The sequence below is a fragment of the Mesorhizobium sp. M0159 genome (assembly GCF_040322295.1).
Taxonomy (GTDB): domain Bacteria; phylum Pseudomonadota; class Alphaproteobacteria; order Rhizobiales; family Rhizobiaceae; genus Mesorhizobium.
This window is the reverse complement of record NZ_JAMYTF010000129.1, coordinates 1-1421: the sequence shown is the minus strand read 5'-3', so window position 1 is coordinate 1421 and position 1421 is coordinate 1. Positions and strand designations below refer to the sequence as shown.

At 68.8% G+C, this 1421-nt stretch carries 1 pseudogene; it reads right to left on the bottom strand.

The window, feature by feature from the left end:
• Positions 1–131: 131 nt before the first annotated feature.
• Positions 132–1385 (bottom strand): annotated as a pseudogene (locus NKJ32_RS35335) (ATP-binding protein); the annotation flags it as partial.
• Positions 1386–1421 lie beyond the last annotated feature (36 nt).

Here is a 1421-nt window from a genome sequence, read left to right as displayed (position 1 = left end):
TCGACAAGCGCGATCGAGCCCGAAAACCCTTCCTCGCGCAGATAATAGGCGACCGAGGAGCCGACGATGGCTCCGCCGATGATGACGATGTCGTAATGCACCTTTTGGCCCTTCCGATCTGAACCGCCGAGTCACGCCGCCGGCAGGATGATTTCGAAGCGCGTGCCGCTCGCCGAGTCAACCAGCCGGATCGTGCCATCATGCGCTTTCAGGAGGGCCAGCACGATGCCGAGGCCCATGCCGGTGCCGCCGGAATCGCGGCGCGTGGTGAAGAACGGCTCGAAGATGCGGCCTCGGTTGCTGGGCGAAACGCCGGCGCCGTCGTCAGCGACCACGATGGTGGCCTTGCCGTCCGCTTTTGCGGCTGTGACCGATACCAGCGTCGCGCCGTGCCGCGCCGAATTGTCGATGAGATTGGCCAGCACGATCGCAGCGTTTTCGGCCGATATGCGCAGCCCGATCTCGGTGCCCGCCTCGACGCGCACCGCCAGCCTGTCGTCGGCCGGCAGCAGCGCCAGTGCAGCAGTGAGCGACGTGCTTTCGCCGCTCGGCTCGAGATTTTCGGCGCGCGCCAGGTCGAGCAGGCGGCGCACCAGCAGATTGAGCCGGCCGGCATCGGTGACGATATTGTCCGAAAAGCGCCGCCGCTCGGCCTCGTCCATCGCGCTGCCCGAATCGCGCAGCAGTTCGGCGGCCCCCTGGATCGCCGTCAGCGGCGATTTGAGCTCGTGCGAGACGTGGGTGGCAAAGGTCTGGATGCCGTCGGAGCGTGCGTGCAGCTTTTCGGCCATGTCGAGGAAAGCAGCAGAGAGTTCACCCATTTCGCGCGTGCCGTGGTGATCGAGCGGCCTGATCGCCGCGCGGTCGCCGGCGGCGATGCGTTTCGTGCGTTCCATCAGCGCATAGATCGGACGGCTGACGGCGCGCAGGAAGACCAGCCCGATCAGCAGCGCGCCGCCGAGGATGGTGATTGCCGCCAGCGCCACCTTGCCGCGCTCGCCATAGAGATGCTTGACGATGTTGTTCGGCGTCCGCGACAGATAGACGACGCCGGCGACCTTGCCGGAGACCGCAACCGGCATGGCGACAAAGACGCGAACCTTGGTGCCGCGGCTGACCGAATAGAGCGGCGGCGACGGCTGGTCGGGAACCCGCAGCCTGAGCGCGCTGGCGTAGCGGCCGGCAAGCGCTGCGCCAACCTCGTCGACAGCGGCGAGCGACAGGCCGGCCTCCTCACGGCCGGCGATGACCACGCCTCTGGGATCGAGCAGCCGGAAGCCGGCGAGCGTGGTCTTCTGCGTCTCGGCAAGAATGCCCGACAGGCGTGGGCCGCTTGGCGCGGGCGGGGGGGAGGCGCGGGCCGGGGGGGCGGCGGGGCGGGGGGGCGGGGTTCGGGGGGGAGCACCCTAGACGGGCGGGGG